This is a genomic window from Paenibacillus sp. VMFN-D1, assembly GCF_003386155.1.
Taxonomy (GTDB): Bacteria; Bacillota; Bacilli; order Paenibacillales; family Paenibacillaceae; genus Paenibacillus_AQ; species Paenibacillus_AQ favisporus.
In genome coordinates this window covers 1846519-1861925 of the sequence record NZ_QRDU01000001.1, presented here as the reverse complement: position 1 = coordinate 1861925, position 15407 = coordinate 1846519, and the positions used below count along the sequence as shown (strand labels likewise).

General features: G+C 52.4%; 15 protein-coding genes. 13 read left to right on the top strand and 2 right to left on the bottom strand.

Translation table 11 applies throughout. From position 1 onward, the window contains the following. The first annotated feature begins 57 nt into the window (after positions 1–57). From C7820_RS08675 to C7820_RS08645, 7 genes are all read left to right on the top strand, one after another. Entirely contained in the window at positions 58–957 is a 900-nt protein-coding gene (locus C7820_RS08675) for a carbohydrate ABC transporter permease (protein ID WP_116230605.1), read from the top strand. A gap of 99 nt (positions 958–1056) precedes the next feature. After that, on the top strand, positions 1057–1959 hold the full coding sequence (locus tag C7820_RS08670; protein ID WP_116230604.1) for a carbohydrate ABC transporter permease: 903 nt from the start codon (positions 1057–1059) through the stop codon (positions 1957–1959). A 33-nt stretch (positions 1960–1992) separates the two neighbouring features. Further along, positions 1993–3003 (top strand): glycoside hydrolase family 130 protein, encoded by a 1011-nt coding sequence (locus C7820_RS08665; protein WP_116230603.1) that lies wholly within the window; start codon positions 1993–1995, stop codon positions 3001–3003. Positions 3004–3200: 197 nt separating this feature from the next. Continuing rightward, positions 3201–4589, top strand: coding sequence for an FAD-dependent oxidoreductase (locus C7820_RS08660; RefSeq protein ID WP_116230602.1), 1389 nt, complete (start codon positions 3201–3203; stop codon positions 4587–4589). Beyond that, positions 4586–5605: an SGNH/GDSL hydrolase family protein gene (locus C7820_RS08655; RefSeq protein ID WP_116230601.1), complete on the top strand. Its 1020-nt coding sequence runs from the start codon at positions 4586–4588 to the stop codon at positions 5603–5605. The genes C7820_RS08660 and C7820_RS08655 overlap by 4 nt, the downstream gene beginning before the upstream one ends. 291 nt (positions 5606–5896) lie before the next feature. After that, positions 5897–6739 carry a sialate O-acetylesterase gene (locus tag C7820_RS08650; RefSeq protein WP_116230600.1) on the top strand — a complete coding sequence of 281 codons (843 nt, stop codon included), beginning with the start codon at positions 5897–5899 and terminating at the stop codon, positions 6737–6739. Further along, a complete protein-coding gene (locus C7820_RS08645; RefSeq protein WP_116230599.1) occupies positions 6736–7275 on the top strand; it encodes a PadR family transcriptional regulator in 540 nt (179 codons plus the stop codon). Before C7820_RS08650 ends, C7820_RS08645 begins: the two co-directional genes overlap by 4 nt. Positions 7276–7834: 559 nt before the next feature. On the opposite strand, the gene C7820_RS08635 is transcribed toward C7820_RS08645, so the two are convergent. Both C7820_RS08635 and C7820_RS08630 read right to left on the bottom strand, forming a co-directional pair. After that, entirely contained in the window at positions 7835–8206 is a 372-nt protein-coding gene (locus C7820_RS08635) for a hypothetical protein (protein ID WP_116230598.1), read from the bottom strand. After that, a complete protein-coding gene (locus C7820_RS08630) occupies positions 8206–8802 on the bottom strand; it encodes a PadR family transcriptional regulator (RefSeq protein WP_181908975.1) in 597 nt (198 codons plus the stop codon). Before C7820_RS08630 ends, C7820_RS08635 begins: the two co-directional genes overlap by 1 nt. Before the next feature lie 333 nt (positions 8803–9135). Here C7820_RS08630 and C7820_RS08625 point away from each other — a divergent pair, with 333 nt between their 5' ends. From C7820_RS08625 to pepF, 6 genes are all read left to right on the top strand, one after another. Then, complete coding sequence (locus C7820_RS08625; RefSeq protein ID WP_116230596.1) at positions 9136–9813, top strand: response regulator transcription factor; 678 nt, start codon at positions 9136–9138, stop codon at positions 9811–9813. After that, positions 9810–11186, top strand: a complete 1377-nt coding sequence (locus C7820_RS08620; RefSeq protein ID WP_116230595.1) for a sensor histidine kinase — start codon at positions 9810–9812, stop codon at positions 11184–11186. Before C7820_RS08625 ends, C7820_RS08620 begins: the two co-directional genes overlap by 4 nt. Positions 11187–11252: 66 nt before the next feature. Next, entirely contained in the window at positions 11253–12377 is a 1125-nt protein-coding gene (locus C7820_RS08615) for an ABC transporter permease (protein WP_116230594.1), read from the top strand. Next, positions 12374–13057 (top strand): ABC transporter ATP-binding protein, encoded by a 684-nt coding sequence (locus C7820_RS08610; protein WP_116230593.1) that lies wholly within the window; start codon positions 12374–12376, stop codon positions 13055–13057. The genes C7820_RS08615 and C7820_RS08610 overlap by 4 nt, the downstream gene beginning before the upstream one ends. Before the next feature lie 19 nt (positions 13058–13076). Next, positions 13077–13424: a helix-turn-helix domain-containing protein gene (locus C7820_RS08605; RefSeq protein ID WP_181908974.1), complete on the top strand. Its 348-nt coding sequence runs from the start codon at positions 13077–13079 to the stop codon at positions 13422–13424. A 95-nt stretch (positions 13425–13519) separates the two neighbouring features. Next, positions 13520–15319 carry an oligoendopeptidase F gene (gene pepF / locus C7820_RS08600; RefSeq protein ID WP_116230591.1) on the top strand — a complete coding sequence of 600 codons (1800 nt, stop codon included), beginning with the start codon at positions 13520–13522 and terminating at the stop codon, positions 15317–15319. Positions 15320–15407: the final 88 nt, after the last annotated feature.

The following is a 15407-nucleotide window of genomic DNA, read 5'->3' as shown; positions in this document are numbered from 1 at the left end:
GCTGCCGCGCACGCTTTCGCGGATGCCCCTTTTCTTTCCCCTAAGGAGGAACGAATCATGAGCTTTAAATGGAAACGGCTGGGCGAGAATTCTCTGTTTCTGTTCCCGAGCATCATTTTGACGGCGGTCTTGGGAATCTATCCCTTGTTCTGGATGCTCCGCTATATGTTCTATGATTATGCCGGGTACGGCGAGGCCTTGTTCGTTGGTTTGGACAATTTCCGGCGGTTGATGCGCGACGGTTTGTTCTGGGAATCGGTCGGCAATACCTTTATGTTTGCCGGAGGCAAGCTGCTGTTGACGCTACCCTTATCCCTGTTGTTGGCGGTTATCCTGAACGGCAAACTGCGTGGTGGAAGTCTGCTTCGGGGGATTTATTTTATGCCGACGGTCATCAGTACCGCGGTTATATCCGTTGTTTTTTATACCATTTTCAATTCCTATAACGGGATGGTTAACACGCTTTTGATGAAGCTGCATCTGATTTCGCAGCCAGTTGACTGGCTTGGGCCGAAGCATGCGATGCTTACGGTCATCCTGGTGGCGGTATGGGGTGCGGTCGGCAACTACATGCTGCTGTTCCTCGCCGGACTACAGAGCATTCCACAGGATTTGTACGAGAGCGCGTCCATAGACGGCGCAAACGCCGGAAGGCGGTTCTTGCACATCACGCTTCCAATGCTGGCCCCGGTTGCCCAGATGGTCATAATGTTGGCAATTATCGCTTCGCTGAAAGGCTATGAGAGCATCATGGTCATTACGGAGGGTGGACCGATCGGCAAAACCGAGGTTATGTACCTCTATCTTTACAAACTGCTGTTCCCGGTTTCCACCGGTTCGCCAGTAGCGCAGCAGCTCGGATACGGCAGTGCCGTTGGCTTCGCAAGCGCAGCGATCGTCGGAGCGATTACCGGTTTGTACTTTTTCCTTAGCCGTAAAATGAACAAAGTGTATTAGAAGTGCAGGGCGCCGAATTTGTGAATGCCTTTACGATTTGACAACAACGCCGCAGCCTGGTTTATAGTGAACGGCTGCAAGCGTAAAGGAGGTCCAGCAATGAACGAACAAGCATTACCCCAACAGCCGGGCATACGCGAAAAAAACAGGGCCCGTCCTGATTCTGGCCGTGCAGGCAGAGTAGTGGGCCGTACGCTCATGTGGCTGTTTTTATTGGCAACGGCGATTCTGACTTTGTTCCCTCTGATGATGACGATATCCGGTTCGCTCAAGACTGGCGCCGAAATGATGACAGGCGGCAGTCTGCTGCCGGCCAAGCCGCAATTCGCCAACTATACGGAAGCCTGGAAGCAGGCCAATTTCGCCCGCTATACCTGGAACAGCGTCTTTGTCAGCATCATGGTTACAGTGGGCACCCTACTGGTCGCTTCCATGGCGGCATATGTGGTGGACCGGCGCGATTTCCCCGGCAAATCCCTGTACGTGACGGTGCAGGCATCGATGATGTTCATATCCGTCGGCGCCATCGTGCTGCGTCCGCAGTTTGATCTGATGGTCATGTTGCACTTGAATACCACGCTGTGGGGTGTCATCCTGATTCTGATCAGCGCCCATTCCAGCACGTTTTTTATGCTGCAGGGATTCTTCAAAGCCATTCCCCGCGAGCTGGATGAAGCGGCCATGGTGGACGGCTCAGGGTTCATCCGTACCTTCTTCCGGATTATCCTGCCGCTCTTGATTCCGGGGCTGGGCGTGGCCGGACTGTTCGCCTTCCGCCATGCCTGGAACGAATATATCCTGCCGCTCGTGTTCACGATGACCAATCCGCAGCTGCAGACGCTTACCGTCGGGCTGGCGAATCTCCGCTACGGCTCTTCCGCGGCCATGCAGATCCATCTGATGATGGCGGGAGCATGTTTGTCAATTCTGCCGATGCTGCTCGCTTATATCGTGGCCAACAAGACGTTTATCCAAGTGACGGCAGGTTCGGTGAAAGGTTGACTCCATTTTCATACTCAAGGAGCATTGATGCATATGAATGAATTTACGGTAGGACCATTGTTATCCAGTTCAGTGATTGCCCGGTATTCTGGAAATCCGATTCTGTCGCCGGGCGATGTGCCCTATGGTCCCGCGATGGTTTTTAATGCCGGGGTTACCAAATTTAAAGGCAGATATGTGATGGTGTTCCGCAATGACTACGGCGATGAACGCAAGGGGATTGTTGCCCCGCATCATACGACCAATCTTGGGCTGGCTTTCAGCGATGATGGAAGAAAGTGGGAAGTGCAGCCGCAGCCTTGCTGGTCCTGGCATGATGAAGAGGTCATCCGCGTGTATGATCCGCGTCTGACGGTGATTGGCGAACAATGCTTTATGTGTTTTGCGGTTGATACGGAACATGGGCTGCGCGGCGGCATTGCCGTAACGGAGGACTTCAGCTCCTTCGAGGTGCTGAGCCTGTCGCTGCCGGACAACCGCAACATGGTATTATTCCCGGAGCAGATCGGGGGTAAATACGTGCGGCTGGAACGTCCAATGCCCGTATACAGCCGGGGCGGCAAGGACCGCTTTGACATGTGGATGAGCGACTCTCCAGACCTAAAGTACTGGGGCAACTCCAAGCTGCTGCTGGCGGTTGAAGATGTTGCCTACGCCAATGACAAGGTAGGCCCTGGCGCTCCGCCCGTCAAAACGGACAAGGGCTGGCTGACCCTGTTCCACGCCGTGGACCTCGACCCCAGCCGCGGCAAGAACGGCTGGGAGGACAGCTGGAAGAAACGGTACACCGCCGGCATTATGCTGCTGGATCTGGCTGATCCCAGCCGGATCATCGGCAGGGCGGAGGCGCCGCTGCTTGTGCCGGAGACCGAATATGAGACTAGTGGAGGCTTCCGCAATGATGTTATTTTTCCGGGAGGCATGATTCTGGAGGATTCCGGCGAAGTCAAAATCTACTATGGCGCCGCCGATACCGTAGAGTGTCTGGCTACCGCGAACGTGGAGGATCTTCTCCGCCTTTGTCTTGAAGGTGTGGTCAAGTAAGCTAAATGTGACACTTAATCACTTGGTTATGTTCATCACTGCTAGGAATGTTTGAACTTTCGACTGCTGTTATGTTTGGATTTCGCTGGAACATTCGCTCCTTTAGTTTCATATTTTCCCCAAACCATTCCTAGCCGTAATATTAGTTTTTTTAAGTTTAGCTTATTGCAGCCAATATATATCCAGAGGAGGTTTCCATGGAATACGGACATATTACTTTGCCAACAACTAACATCCCGGTTTCCCGCGAGGTGGATGTGCTGGTCATCGGCGGAGGTGCTTCGGGCATTGCCGCGGCCATTGCTGCTGCAAGAGGCGGAGCAAGCACTATGCTGGTGGAGCAACGAGGTTTCCTTGGCGGCATGGGCACCGTTGCGCTCGTCCCGGCCTTCTGCCCCTTTACGGATAAGCGGAGGCCGATTATCCGCGGCCTCGGCCTTGAGCTGATGGAGCGTATGAAGCAGGCGTGCGACGTCGGGTACAGAGAGGAATATCAAGAACTGCTGGACTGGGTACCGATCGATCCCGAGGTGCTTAAACGGGTTTATGACGGCGCTATTCTGGAAAGTGGCGTTACGCCGCTGTATCACACCTTTGTTTATGATGTCGTATTGTCCGAGGACCGTCGGACGGTGAAAGGTGTCGTTGTCGTTAACAAGACGGGGCGCTCCTTCATCTCCTGCCAGTATATCATCGATTGCTCGGGAGACGGGGATATCGCTGCGCTGGCGGGGGTTCCTTTTCAGAAGGGCGGGGAAGCGGGCGAGCTTCAGCCCGGCAGCATGTGCTATCTGCTTGCGAACGTGAACCGTCCGAATTTCAGACGATACCTGGAGGAGAGCGGGGATACAGGCCAACTGCACCAGACGGTGGAGCGGGCGATCGAGGACGGTGCGCTGCCGGAGGGCCGCAAATCGATCTCCGGCCTTGCTTGGGTCAACGACTACCTGGTAGGCGTTAACTTCGGTCATGTATTCGGCGTAGACGGCACGCTTGCCGAGGATTTGACGCGGGGGGCCATTGAAGGACGCCGCTTGGCGGAACGCCAGCTGCAGTTCTTCCGCCGCTACGTACCGGGCTTTGAGCACGCCCATATGGTTGCGAGCGGAGAGCAGCTTGGCATTCGAGAGACGCGGCGCATCGAAGGAGACTACATACTATCGGTCGATGATTTCATTGCTGCGCGCTCCTTTCCGGATGACATTGCCCGGAACGCCTACTACATCGACATCCATCTCGCCAACAGCAAAAGCGAAATGACATTCAACCACTTGCCGCCGGGAGTCTCACACGGCGTACCGTACCGGATCCTGCTGCCGGTCGGCATCGACAACCTTTGGGTCGCTGGACGCTCCGTGTCCTCGGATCGTGCGGTCCAAGGTTCCTTGCGGGTGATGCCGAACTGCTTCTCTATGGGTCAGGCCGCGGGGTCGGCGGCTGCATTGGCGCTTCAAAGTGGAACCGGCTCGCGCGGCATTTCCGTATCTGAGCTTCAGCGGCGGCTGCTGGAGCAGGATGTATGGCTGGGAGAGGATTTCATGCCAGCTGAGGAGACTGCAGGCAAGAAAGAAGGGAATACGCCGTGAAGCAGCTTCCCTTAACAGATGAGTGGTTTCACGGTGCCGTTTCGCTGGAGCAACGGGAGGATGGAATCAAGCCGTGGCGAATTCCTTACAAGGATTACAACCTGTATCCGCCCGAGGGACTCGAAGGCAAAGCGGAGATTTGCGCCGGTGTCCGCCTTCGGCTTCGCACGGATTCCGCAGAGGTGGCGGTATCGTTCACACCGCTTGCGGATGCAGCAGCCATGGATTGCCTGGTCTGTGGAGAATTATTCCGGACGCTTAGCCTACCCGCCGGAGCATCAGAAGCCTTGTTCTGCGGATTTCCGGGCGGAGTCAAGGATCTGGAGATCTGGCTCCCGCAAAATATAGGAATGACCGTCATCGGCCTGCGGATTGGCGCCCAAGCTGTCGGAGTCCCGCTGCCGGACACCCGGCCTCGCTGGATTACGTACGGCAGCTCCATTACCCAGTGCGTCGGGGCTTCCAGCCCTTCCCGCGCTTGGCCTGCCATTGCCGCCGAAGCATGCGGCTACAGCTTGACCAATCTCGGCTTCTCAGGCAACTGCCACATGGAACCGATGATCGGGCGGCTGATTCGCGACTTGCCGGCCGATTTCATCTCCATTTGTGCGGGCGTGAACATCTATGGCGCAGGCACCCTAAGCCCTCGCATGTTCAAGCCGCTGCTGATTGGAATGCTGGAGACGATACGCGAGAAACACAGGGAGACCCCACTGCTTGTCATTTCCCCGATTTATGGCACCGTCCGCGAAACGGAGCTCAATATGCAGGGCCTTACTCTGCCCATGATTCGTGAAGCCATCCATGAGACCGTGGAGCTATTGCGGGAGCGGGGCGATCGCCAGTTGTATTATCAAGATGGCCAGAACTGGCTAGGCCCGGAGGATGAAGCCTTTCTGACGGATGGCCTGCACCCTGATGCCGAGGGGTATGAGTTGCTCGGCAGGCGTTTTCGCGATCTTCATGAATTTGCGTTCCGAGATGTACATAGATTTGCAGATAACGAATTGCTTTGAAAGAGATCAGTAAACGAAGAGAAGAGAGGGATTCCATCATCGGAATGCCCTCTTATTTCTTATTTGTCTCCGTCATCGAAGGATACCAATGCGGTCCGATAATCGCACCGTTCCGGCTGATATGATTTCAACCAGGTGCAGCCGCCACAACGACCTTTGCGACAACAAAAGCCTGAAAACATTCAAAAAAATAACCGTAGAAGAATTATAATTCAATTGACTATAGTCTAATCAGACTATATAATGTTTTTAGTCTAATTAGACTATAGTGTTGTAAAGGAGTAAGACGAAATGATAAAGTCATTCTTAATGTTGGGGCAGTCGAATATGGCGGGTCGTGGATTTTTGCATGAAGTCGATCCTATCTATAATGAAAAAATAAAAATGCTTCGCAATGGACAGTGGCAGATGATGACAGAGCCGATTAATTACGACCGTCCGGTTTCCGGTGTAAGCCTGGCGGCGTCTTTTGCCGATGCCTGGTCGAAAGCCAACCCCGATGAAGAAATTGGTTTGATTCCTTGTGCGGAAGGCGGCAGTTCCTTGGATGACTGGCATCCGAAAGGCATCCTTTTTCAGCATGCTTTGTCCGAAGCCCGCTTCGCCCTGCGGTCCAGCCAAATCTGCGGAATCCTATGGCATCAGGGTGAGAGCGACAGTTATCGTTCGCTACATGAAACTTATTACGAGAAATTAACCCTTATTATCGAGACCCTAAGAAACGAATTGGATCTTGATGAGGTGCCGTTGATCATTGGCGGACTTGGCGATTTCCTTGGGAAGACCGGTTTTGGACAGCATGCAACAGAGTATCGGCAGGTCAATGAACAATTGCAGCACGTCGCTAACAAGCAGGAAAATTGTTATTTTGTAACAGCGGCAGATTTAACGGCGAATTCTGATGGCATTCATTTAGATGCGGTTTCGCAACGCAAATTCGGATACCGCTATTTCGAGGCTTTTTCGAAAAAGTGTCATGTCATGGAACCCATCCCTGAGGAAGAGCAGTCGCTGATAGTGAAGCGAAACTATTCGAAAACAGAACAGATTTACCTTCATAGCATGGATTTGGCTTCGGGTAAAATCACGTACGCAGAATTCGAGGAGCTTATGGCGAAGGTGATGCAGCTTTGATTCCCTTACTCATCCTTGGCTTACTCACCCAAAATCCCGGCGCTCACGGCTATGAACTGCTGGCCTTAATGGAAAAACGCCATTACAAATATATCGTAAATTTCACAAAAGGCTCGTTTTATTACAATCTGCAGCAACTTGAAGAAAAAGGTTGGATTGAACAGATTCAGCAGAATTCTTCAACCAGTGGGCGCGAAACTCGGAACTTTAAAATCACCGAATCGGGAATGGCTGAATTCGAAAAATTAATGGTCAAATACGGCACCAAATCGGAATATGTGAACCTGCAATTTTATGGGGCGCTGCTCTTTGCTGATGAATTCGACAAAAACAAATTGCTGGAACTGATCCAATCGCAAATAGACCAGACTAAAGTCCGAATCGCCCTCCTTGATGAATACCTGTCCAACACACAAGAACTTCCCGGCACAATCGATTACTACCGCCGCATGAACGAAAATTCCCGTTCCCATCACTTGGTTAACTTAGAGTGGTTTGAACAATTGAAAGCAGAAATAGAGGGGCCTGTCGTATAATTAAATAAGAAGTTAAGTAAACTGGTCCCCATAGACGGGACACTTTGAAAGAAGTGGTTAGGCTGTGGGGACTTTTTGTATACTGGTAATGTCATCTAAGGATCTAATTGGAACAGCGAGGATTTTCAGTTCAGTGGCTGCTTTCTGGTGAAGGAGCCGAAAAAGAAGTACATTAAAACGAAGTAGTTATTTTGGATATCATGTTACCCGGTTTAGACGGATTCACTGTGGGAAAACGATTAAACAAAGCAGCTCCTGCTGTTCCTATGAATTGTAACCCGAGAGATGGACACTTTGAAAAAAATGCCCTCTCTCGGGTTCTTTGCATCTCCCCGCGGTCCATCAGACAAGCCGTGGCGTCTGTGTCCCGGCCGACTCCCTCGGCCGATACATTGGAGACGACATGGCCGGAGAATCGGCAGGACGAAAGCGGGGTTACCGCAAAGGTGACAACGCCGGCCGTAACGATCATCAGGAGTACAAGAATCGTCAGCAGCAACCTCTTTATAGTCTTCAATATCCTTCCTCCCGCCCAAACATGATGGAGTAGATCACCCCTTTAATGAAACCAGGCTTTAGCCTCCGGGCTGTTTAATCTCCATAGGACGATGACCGGCAAAATGATTCCAAGCAAAAACCCGATGCTGTGCCATGCGGCAAACTCAGCAATCCGCATGACGATCAGGATGGTGCAAAGAACGTTCGCTGCATACCTGCTGAAGAGGGCGGGAATGTTCAGGCGATAGGCTGCATAAACCGAAGCAATTGCTGTGAGGATCATGATCACGCATAACGCTTTCTTGACCATTCCCGGGCTGCCCAACGAATAAATGCCATTAATCCCATTGATTACGGCTGTGGCATATAACAGAATTTGCACGAACGTGACGATTGGGGGCTTGGTTGATTCGATTCTCCGATGATTGGACATCAGGGCTGCTCCTCCTCTGTTTGCGATTCTTTTAGCGATAAAGATAAAAGCTGTGATTCTGCTTCATTACACCAGTCCAGGACCATTTGGACATACGCTGTTCCGTATTGCTTGAGCATAGCGGGAACTGGGAGTGACGAAACGTCCTCCGGACGATCCCATGAGCTGCCCGGCTGGATTTCCTGAATGGTTTTCAGCATCCATTCAAAGCTGGAGCGGCGTTCCCGGATCAGATTCACGATCATTTCCGGTCCTTGCCGACTGGCAAATAAAAATTTAACGAGATTCTCATCCCTGATCTGAATGGGTGCAGACGGAGCTGCCAACCAATGACGCAGAGCGTCCCGGCCCTTATCCGTGAGATGCCACCGTTGACGGGCTCTTGGCCCTTCGGCACCCTGCGGCGCTTCAATAAGCTGTAACGACTCAAGTACCTTCAGCTGTGGATACAGCTGCCCATCGCTGATGCCCCAGAACATGCGGACCGACCGTTTTGCCGCCTCCCGTATTTCATAGCCGCTTCTCGGATGCAAGGAGAGGAAACCTAAGATCGACCAGGCGGTTGGCGTAAGTTCGAGAGGCTCTATATCCGTCATTGCGGGGTTTGAGCCTGCTGTCCCATCTTCATTCTCTTGTCGATGCAATATCAAAGCACTCCTTTAAATTAATATCTCTGCCAGAGATATTATCCGTCTCGACCCGCTTTTTGTCAAATCCCCGTTAGTTTGCTCAAAATGAAAATCCAAGATGTTGTGTATTCTAAAAAAATAGAGGATTATTATTTTCATCATGGCTGCTTCTTATGAGTGATGGCAGAAATGATGAGGATACATAGGGATGTTCGGTTTTGTATTGTTTTGTTCATATGCCGTTCATCTCCTTTTGATATATTGATCGTTACGAATGTTGTATAAAGTGGGGGAGTTTCGATGAGACAACTGCTGATTGTGGACGATGACAGCCATATCCGTGAATTGCTGAGGTTCGTCATGACGAGAGAGGGCTATCAAGTCTATGAAGCCGAGAACGGTATGGAAGCAGCCAAAATGATGGACAGGCATGACATGGACCTCGCCGTCGTGGATATCATGATGCCATATATGGACGGGTACGAGCTGTGCGAATATATTCGGGAAAATTACGATATTCCCATCATCATGCTGACGGCAAAAGACCAGCTAACCGACAAGGAAGAGGCTTACTCCAGGGGAACAGATGATTACTTGACCAAGCCTTTTGAACCGGAGGAACTGGTATTTCGTGTCAAGGCGCTGTTCCGCCGCTATCAGCGCACCTCAAGCGATACGCTTTATTTGAACCGAATCGTGATCGACCGGAATAATGTGGAGGTCACCGATGGGCAGAGCGTCTTTTTGCTGCCGATGAAGGAGTTTGAGCTGCTCTCGCAGCTTGCCCAATATCCGGGAAGGCTGTTTTCGCGGGACGAGCTGATCAGGCTGGTATGGGGAGCCGATTACGAGGGGGATGACCGAACGGTCGATGTCCATATCAAGCGGCTTCGCCAGCGGTTTGCCGACTATACAGACGATTTCTCCATTCAAACGGTAAGGGGCATCGGGTACAAATTAGAGGTGCCCAAACGATGAAATCGCTGTACTCGCGTGTGTTTCTTATCACCCTCATTGTGATTGTTGTCAGCAGCACGCTTGGCTTTTTGGCTTCCAATATGTATTACCATGTCAAGCTCAAACCGTTCAACGACGAGAAGCTCGTCGGGATCGCCAGCCAAATGAAGCGGTTCTTGGAGAATGAGCCTGCGGATGTCGATGCCTACCTTCAGAATGCGGCAGCGCTTGGATATCAGATTTATTTGACGGACGGTGATAAAGATGACCGATATTACGGCCGCAGTTTTCGCAAAATGGATTTGGGCGAGAGCACCATATCGAAGGTTCTGCAGGGAGACATCTATCATGGGGTAGCCCAATTCCCGAACAAGCCTTTTATCTCCGGGTTCTTTGATAACCGGTTAAGCAATACGGTCGGGGTACCCGTCGCGGCAGGCGGCCGCCAATTCGCTTTGTTTATGCATCCTGACGTCATTTTGCAATTTGGGGAGCTGCGGATCTTTTTCGCTTTGGTCGGGATCTTGACGGTAGCCATCAGCGTCGTCTTGTTTCTGATCAGCACACGCTATCTCGTTAAGCCGGTGACCCGGTTGTCGGAGGCAACGAAGCGTATCGCGCAGGGAAATTACAATATCGTGCTGCCGACCAAGCGCAGGGACGAAATCGGCAGGCTCGCCGAGCATTTTATGGTCATGAGTCGGGAGCTGGAGCGTACGGATGCGGCCAGACAGCAGTTTGTGTCCAACGTCTCGCACGAAATCCAGTCGCCGCTGACGTCGATTCAGGGGTTTGCCAAACTGCTTGGCGAGTCCCGTCTATCTCCAGAGGAATCTGCGCACTATGCATCTATTATCGAACAGGAAAGCCGCCATCTTTCGATGCTCAGCAAGCAGCTGCTTCTGCTTTCATCCCTGGAACAGGGACAGGTTGCTGTGAACCGGAAAACAATTTCCCTGCGGGATCAGGTTCGTCAGGCGGTTCAGATGCTCCAGTGGCGTATCGAGGAGAAAGAGCTTCTGCTGAAAATATCTATACCCGAATCCATAACGTTAACCGGTGACGACGTGCTGCTCATACAGGTGTGGATGAACCTGATCGGGAACGCTGCCCAGCATATTCCTGAAGGGAGGACCATTACCGTTCATGCCGAACAAACGCATGCCGAAATCAAGGTGGAAATCCGGGATACGGGCGACGGCATTGCCGCAGAGCATTTGCCCTTCTTATTCGACCGTTTCTATCGCGCAGATCGGGCACATGAACGAGGTTCCGGAAGCACAGGCCTTGGACTGGCCATTGTCAAAAGGATCGTACAGCTTCACGAAGGCCACATCGAGGTAACCAGTTCACCCGAAGGAACCAGCTTTATCGTTACACTGCCTTCGTTGTAATTTACCATTCATGCGCCGTTCACATTCGCTTCCTATACTGGACTCATTCCAAAGGAGGGAAGCAGGATGTATTTAGCTTTACGGGAGATCAGATTCGCCAAGGCCCGTTATTCTTTGATTGCAGCCATCATGCTGCTGATTTCGTTTCTCGTGCTGTTCGTCACAGGTCTGGCCCAGGGCTTGGCCTATGATAATGCAGCCTCGATCCAAAATATGCCCGCCACCCATTTCGTACTGGAACAAGGATCCGATCATCGCTTTACCCGATCACAGATCAGTGGGGAGAAGCTCGAACAGACCCGGTCCGTCGTGGGCGAATCGAATGCGGAGCCGCTGGGGGTGCAAATGACGAGCGTCGTTCTTTCCGGTGACATTCAAAAAATCGACGTTGCGCTGTTAGCCGTTAATCCCAAAGGATGGCTGGCACCGGATCTAACCATGGGGGCTACGGAGAAACAGGAAACAGGCGGTGTCGTCGTGGATGAGAAGCTGGTGGAGCACGGCGTCAGATTAGGATCCATCCTGGTCGATCAAGCTTCGGGAACCCGGTGGACCGTAACCGGTTTTGTCAAAAATGAGTCGTTCAGCCACGCTCCAGCCGTGTTCTTGAGTAAAGAGGAGTGGATGGAACTTCATTCGCCATCGTCTGCGCAATCAGGGTCCAGCAGAGCCGAAGGGCAGGCCGCATATAACGCGGTTGCGGTTAAAGCAACGGAGGGGCAGGTCTCTAAGCTTCAAAGTGCGGTTCCGAACACAGAGATCATTAAGAAGGCGGATGCTGTGTCGGCGATTCCCGGATACAAAGAGGAGCAGGGCTCGCTTCTGATGATGATTGCGTTCCTGTTTGTTATCTCGGCGTTCGTGCTGGCTGTCTTCTTTTACGTCATCACGATTCAAAAAACGAGCCAATTCGGTATCCTCAAAGCGATTGGCACGCGCACTTCGTATCTGGCCGGAAGCGTGACGCTTCAAGTACTGCTCTTATCCGTATTCAGCTTGGCGATCAGCATTTTTCTGGTCAAAGTGTTGGAGATGGCGCTTCCCGGGACCATGCCGTTTCAGTTAGGGGCAGACATGCTGGCGCTTACCTGCGCTGCGTTTATCGCGATGTCCTTGGCCGGCTCGCTGTTTTCGGTGTGGAAGGTAGCCCGCATCGAAGCATTGGATGCAATAGGGAGGGCAGCAGCATGAACAATCGCTTGGAAATGCACGACATCACACGCACTTTTGCAGACGGTGGATTTCAACGGACGATCCTGGACCGTCTCAACCTGAAGGTAGCGGAAGGGGAATTGGTCGCCGTCATGGGACCATCGGGCTCCGGCAAGAGCACGTTTTTGTCGATCGCTGGGGCACTGCTGGAGCCGACCGGAGGAGATGTCTTGATCGATGGCAAGTCCATTATCGGCCAGGACAAACAAGCCCTTTCAGAACTGCGACTGCGGAAGATGGGTTTTATTTTTCAGAATGCCAATCTGATACCGTATCTCAAGGTGGAGGAGCAGCTGATGCTCGTGGCTAAGCTGGCGGGGAGCAGTAAGGAGGTTTGCGCGGCGAGGGCTGACGAACTGCTTCAGAAGATGGGGCTGACGCATCGGAAAAATGCTTATCCGCATAAGCTTTCCGGGGGTGAACGGCAGCGGGTGGCGATCGCCAGGGCGCTGATGAATGACCCCGCCGTATTGTTCGCCGATGAGCCGACAGCAAGCCTGGATGCTTCGCGCGGGTTGGAAGTTGTCGCCATGATTGCGAAGCAGGTTAAGGAGCAGCGGAAAAGCGCGGTGATGGTTACGCATGACGACAGGGTGCTCCCATATTGCGACCGGGTATTTTATCTGGATAAAGGAAAGCTGACGGAGCATCCGGTGTGACATTCGATAAACGCACCTGGTGACCCCGGAACCGGTCGTCGACGAGAGGGTGCGCGATGTTTGCGCTTTTATACAAAGATCGTATGCTGCTCCCATTAGACTCGGAGATTTTGCCAAGGTAGCCAATACGAGCGAGGGCCATCTGCGTCTTCTGTTTCGCACACATTTAATGGTGTCTCCTTACCAATATTTGCTGCAGGTAAGAATTGGGAAAGCGCAGGAACTGCTGCTGGCCACCAACAGGCCGCTTGCGGATATTGGCGCTGAAGTCGGGTTCGAGGAGTACAGCCACTTCCTCGCCACCTTCCGCAAAATCGTCGGCATGTCCCCTTCACACTACAGGAAGAACAATTCGTTGTATCAATAAAACGCTTACCGTTACCGTATCCATCTATGATACAATGGAGCATATTGGTATTTATACAATGGTCAATTCAAGTACTTGGGAGAGGGGCTTTGCATATGTCGAAAATTTTAACACGGGCTGAAGTGCCGGTGGAAACCACCTGGAACCTGGATGATATCTTTCCGTCCAAAGAAGCATGGGAACAAGAATTAAATAATATTCAGCGGGATATCGCCACGGTTACGAAATATGAAGGCGAACTAAGTCAAGGCGCTGACACTTTGCTGGCCTGCCTGCAGGCCCAGGAAGAGCTTTCCGGCAGAATGAGCCGGGCAGGAGCGTATGCGTACCTGCATCAGTCTGGCGACAGCATCAATCCGGAGAATCAGACGAACGCTTCGAAAGCGCGTGACCTTGCTTCGCAGGTCAGCTCGGCGTTGTCTTTTATCAAATCCGAAATCATTGCGCTTCCGGACGGTACGATTGACCAGTACATAGCCGATCAGCCCGAACTGCGGGAATTCGAGCGCAGCCTTCACCTGCTCCTGCAAACGAAACCCCACCGGTTGACGGCGGAAACGGAGAAGGTGCTGGCCTCGCTGGGCGAGGTATTGGATGCCCCTTACCGGATTTATGAACGGAGCAAGCTGGCCGATATGACCTTCAAGCAGGCGGTGAACGGTGAAGGGGAAGAAGTCCCGGTCTCGTTTGCCCTGTACGAGAATAAGTACTGCGAATCGCCCGATACTGAACTGCGCCGCAACTCGTTTAAAGCATTCAGCGACACGCTGCATAAATACCGGAATACGTTTGCTGAGGCATACGGTACCGAAGTCAAGCGACAGGTTATTGAATCCCGCTTGCGCGGTTACGAGTCCGTGACCGATATGCTTCTGCAGCCGCAGCAGGTCACCAAGGAGATGTATAACAACGTCCTGGATATTTTGCAGGAGGAGCTGGCGCCGCATATGCGCAGATATGCCGCCCTCAAGAAAAAGGTGCTCCAGTTGGATGAGATGACGTTTGCCGACCTGAAAGCGCCGCTCGATCCCGATTACAACCCGGAAATATCTTTTCAGGAAGCCGGAGAACTGATCAAGGAAGCCTTGGCTATCCTCGGACCGGAGTACGGGGGAATCGTATCGGATGCCTTCCGCAACCGCTGGGTGGATTACGCGGACAATGCCGGCAAACGCACGGGGGCGTTCTGCTCGTCGATTCCGGGCGTACACTCGTACATTCTGATCAGCTGGTCCGACAGCATGCGCGGGGCGTTTACGCTCGCTCACGAAGTAGGGCATGCCGGCCATTTGATGCTCGCAGCGAAATACCAGCGGCTGACGAATGCCCGTCCGTCCCTGTATTTTATCGAGGCACCGTCAACGATGAACGAGCTCCTGCTGGCGGATCATTTGCTTACGCGTTCCAATGAACCTAGAATGCGCCGCTGGGTGATTTCGCAGCTGCTCGGTACGTACTTCCATAACTTTGTGACGCATTTACTGGAAGGCGAGCTCCAGCGTAGAGTTTACGATCTGGCCATGAAGAATGTGCCGATCACTGCGGTAACCTTGTGCGAGCTGAAAGGTGATATCCTGTCATCGTTCTGGGGAGCGGACGTGGTCATCGACGAAGAAGCCAAGTTAACCTGGATGCGGCAGCCGCATTACTATATGAGCTTGTATCCTTACACCTATGCGGCCGGCCTCTCTGCATCCACTGCCGTCGCCAAGCTGATCCGGGAGGAAGGACAGCCTGCGGTGGACCGCTGGCTCGAAGTGTTAAAAGCCGGTGGCTCTATGAGCCCGCTGGAACTGATGAAGCTGGCCGGCGTGGATATGTCTCAGCCCGATCCGATCCGGAGTGCCGCCGCTTATGTCGGTTCCCTGATCGATGAGCTTGAGAGTTTGTATTGATTTTTTTCATGAAAGAGACGAAAGGTCCGGATTTACCGGACCTTTCTTTTTTAGTATCGATGATTGTTTGAGAGCGTACTACGATTGC

Bases quoted from the DNA above. Each gene is read 5' to 3' on its own strand.
- pepF (WP_116230591.1), top strand. From the start codon at position 13,520: ATGTCGAAAATTTTAACACGGGCTGAAGTGCCGGTGGAAACCACCTGG.
- C7820_RS08675 (WP_116230605.1), top strand. From the start codon at position 58: ATGAGCTTTAAATGGAAACGGCTGGGCGAGAATTCTCTGTTTCTGTTC.
- C7820_RS08665 (WP_116230603.1), top strand. From the start codon at position 1,993: ATGAATGAATTTACGGTAGGACCATTGTTATCCAGTTCAGTGATTGCC.
- C7820_RS08610 (WP_116230593.1), top strand. From the start codon at position 12,374: ATGAACAATCGCTTGGAAATGCACGACATCACACGCACTTTTGCAGAC.
- C7820_RS08670 (WP_116230604.1), top strand. From the start codon at position 1,057: ATGAACGAACAAGCATTACCCCAACAGCCGGGCATACGCGAAAAAAAC.
- C7820_RS08615 (WP_116230594.1), top strand. From the start codon at position 11,253: ATGTATTTAGCTTTACGGGAGATCAGATTCGCCAAGGCCCGTTATTCT.
- C7820_RS08635 (WP_116230598.1), bottom strand. From the start codon at position 8,206: ATGTCCAATCATCGGAGAATCGAATCAACCAAGCCCCCAATCGTCACG.
- C7820_RS08660 (WP_116230602.1), top strand. From the start codon at position 3,201: ATGGAATACGGACATATTACTTTGCCAACAACTAACATCCCGGTTTCC.
- C7820_RS08620 (WP_116230595.1), top strand. From the start codon at position 9,810: ATGAAATCGCTGTACTCGCGTGTGTTTCTTATCACCCTCATTGTGATT.
- C7820_RS08650 (WP_116230600.1), top strand. From the start codon at position 5,897: ATGATAAAGTCATTCTTAATGTTGGGGCAGTCGAATATGGCGGGTCGT.
- C7820_RS08630 (WP_181908975.1), bottom strand. From the start codon at position 8,802: ATGACGGATATAGAGCCTCTCGAACTTACGCCAACCGCCTGGTCGATC.
- C7820_RS08625 (WP_116230596.1), top strand. From the start codon at position 9,136: ATGAGACAACTGCTGATTGTGGACGATGACAGCCATATCCGTGAATTG.